The 2,459-nt window shown below is 42.2% G+C and carries 4 protein-coding genes; 3 read left to right on the forward strand and 1 reads right to left on the reverse strand.

Annotated elements, in window-relative coordinates:
* Positions 1–78: 78 nt before the first annotated feature.
* Positions 79–366 carry a hypothetical protein gene (locus tag JGK20_RS33960; RefSeq protein WP_293209034.1) on the reverse strand — a complete coding sequence of 96 codons (288 nt, stop codon included), beginning with the start codon at positions 364–366 and terminating at the stop codon, positions 79–81.
* A 503-nt stretch (positions 367–869) separates the two neighbouring features.
* Here JGK20_RS33960 and JGK20_RS33965 point away from each other — a divergent pair.
* The 3 genes from JGK20_RS33965 to JGK20_RS33975 all read left to right on the forward strand — a co-directional run.
* Positions 870–1,220, forward strand: coding sequence for a hypothetical protein (locus tag JGK20_RS33965; RefSeq protein ID WP_293190253.1), 351 nt, complete (start codon positions 870–872; stop codon positions 1,218–1,220).
* 107 nt (positions 1,221–1,327) lie between these two features.
* Positions 1,328–1,648 carry a hypothetical protein gene (locus JGK20_RS33970; RefSeq protein ID WP_293211030.1) on the forward strand — a complete coding sequence of 107 codons (321 nt, stop codon included), beginning with the start codon at positions 1,328–1,330 and terminating at the stop codon, positions 1,646–1,648.
* Positions 1,649–1,683: 35 nt separating this feature from the next.
* Positions 1,684–2,459 (forward strand): adenylate/guanylate cyclase domain-containing protein (locus JGK20_RS33975; protein WP_293233793.1); only part of this gene is annotated, 776 nt, incomplete at its 3' end.

Consider the following 2,459-nt stretch of genomic DNA (forward strand, 5'->3'; position numbering starts at 1 on the left):
CGGTCAGTTTCATGATAGATTTTAGAGACATAAGATACGCTGCACACTGAAATTATCTTTGGGTCATTATAGGATCAATCATTCTGTGGTGCTCCCTAAATGCGCGTGCATATCGACAAAACACGGGAAAATTAAGCCGCCTTGCAAGTCTACCATCGGAATATCTGCAAGTTGGGATAAAGATTCTGTACCTGTGGGGATGATTTGGGCGATCGCGCCGTTGGCAATTTCCAGATCCACCAGACAAAAATTGCGATCGGCTGTTGTGGTGATAGTAGACGCTGAATTGGCGATCGATTTCATCTCTAGAAGAGATTCGGGTACGCGACCATTTTTTAGCAAATAATTAGATGTAGCTGGCAACATGAAATTTTCTAGTTAATATTTTATTGAGTTGAGAGTTATTGAAGATGTCTATTGTAGGGGCGCGTATCTGCTAATAATTCATGAAACAATCCAGTGTGTCAATGCTCTCATCCGCGCTCTTCTCCTTAAATGAACTCTATTGGGTTATACAATAACATTATAGCAGCTTTAATAAACATGATATTTGTCAAATTTTGCTGCTGGGATAAGCCCCTCAGGGAGAGCAAAAGTAATCTAAAAATAGACACAGAGATTGCTTTCATAAAAAATCGCGTTCATGTATATAGCGTTATATCGTTGACCGTTACATCGGAATGATTTAACCACAGAGAACACAGAGGACACAGAGTCCGAGAATAGAGAGATGAATCATTCTGATGCTACCGGATTTGGTGTTACTCACTTCGGAAAAAATTAACATTTACCCAAGCATATCACTCGATCTAAAATCTTAAATGAAAAATCCCCATTCCCCAATCCCCAAATCTAAAATCAACTGAGCCGTGTTGCTTTATATTATTGGCAATGTCGTGCATATTTCTGACCCACAGAAGCAGTTGGCGGTACGGGTAGACGATGAATGCAAGGGTTCTGACGTGTTTAGTTCGGATATCTGCACTTGTTGCCGTCCTGATTTGGTACAGGGTATCGAAATTTGCATCCAAACGGCACAATCCGGTAGTTCTGGGGTAATTGTTTACTTCCGCAAGCAAGGCAGAGCTTTGGGGGAAGTAACTAAGTTTTTGGTGTACAATGCCAGAAAAAGGCTGGGAGCATCTCAGTTTTGCATTTATAAGTGCTGTCCCCGCTCGCGAGTTGTAGAATACGCGAGCTCTTGCGTGCTCGCACTATAATAAAAAAATGCTTTTTGCAAAACTGAGATGCTCCCAAAAGGCTCGAAGGTGGCGATCGCCCTGATGACTATTTTACTCGCACTCAATGTGTTGCAGGATTTCAAGATATGCGGTTTCAAGAACTAATGCCAGACGTGCTGCACTGGTTGGGTATCCCTCGCACTGACCGTTTAGTTTCCATGAGCCATCTCAAATACAATGCTATTATCAATTCTGGCATTCAAGTAGTCGATCGCCTCCCCATCCTCGAAGATTGGATTCTCGCAGGCGCACAAGTCGAAATCGTCGCCAAAAAAGCCGCCGCCTACTACACGCCAGACCCTGTGCCAGATGCTACAATTCTTGCAGAAGCGATCGGACGCGATGCCAGGAGATTCAGAAGGCAAAGACACGACTGTTCGGAAACAGTTGCGTCTTTGCCAAATTAAATTTATTACTGGTTTTTGATCAGTCAGGGTAGGTTATGGCTAATTTGCGTTCTACTGTGATCGTAAAAACAGATATTTGCGGATATACCGCCCGAGTTAAAAAATTATCTCAGTCGGACTTAAGTAGTTTGTTGAACGAGCATAAAACTTTTATTTCAGATATTAGTACCAGAAATGAAGGAAGTTTGATCAAAGGCGAAGGTGATTCATTTTGGCTGATTTTTCCCAGCGTCACAGCAGCCGCGATGGCAGCCTTAGAAATGCAGCAAGAATTGAGAACCCAACAATCTAGCAAATCGAACGACGAACGATTGGCTATTCGCGTGTCGATTACCTTGGGAGATGTCTTGCATCAAGATAAAGATATCTTTGGCGATACGGTCAATTTAACAGCGCGTATAGAATCAGTAACTCCCCAGGATGAAATATATTTGTCCCAAGCAGCATGGCTGGCGCTCAACAAAGCAGAAGTGCAAACATCTTTTGTCAATGAGTTTTCCTTGAAAGGGATGAGCGAACCTGAAAAGGTTTACAAAGTTGACCAAAGTTACAAGACGCGAATTGTGGAAAATCAAGCAATAATTAAAGCGGATTTGAGAGGTTTTATTGCTTATCAAGAATCTAATTCTATCAGAGACGTTGAATATTTGCTCACCAACTTTGATACTTTTGAAAAAAACATTTGCGAAGAATACGGTGGCACAATTCGCAGTATTGTTGGCGATTCGCATTTGTTGACTTTCCCAGAAGCTCACTCAGCCCTAGCGGCCATGGAAAGTTTGTGCGAAAATTGGAAACTTTTTATACACGG

The sequence above is a fragment of the Microcoleus sp. PH2017_05_CCC_O_A genome (assembly GCF_020738785.1).
Taxonomy (GTDB): Bacteria; Cyanobacteriota; Cyanobacteriia; order Cyanobacteriales; family Microcoleaceae; genus Microcoleus.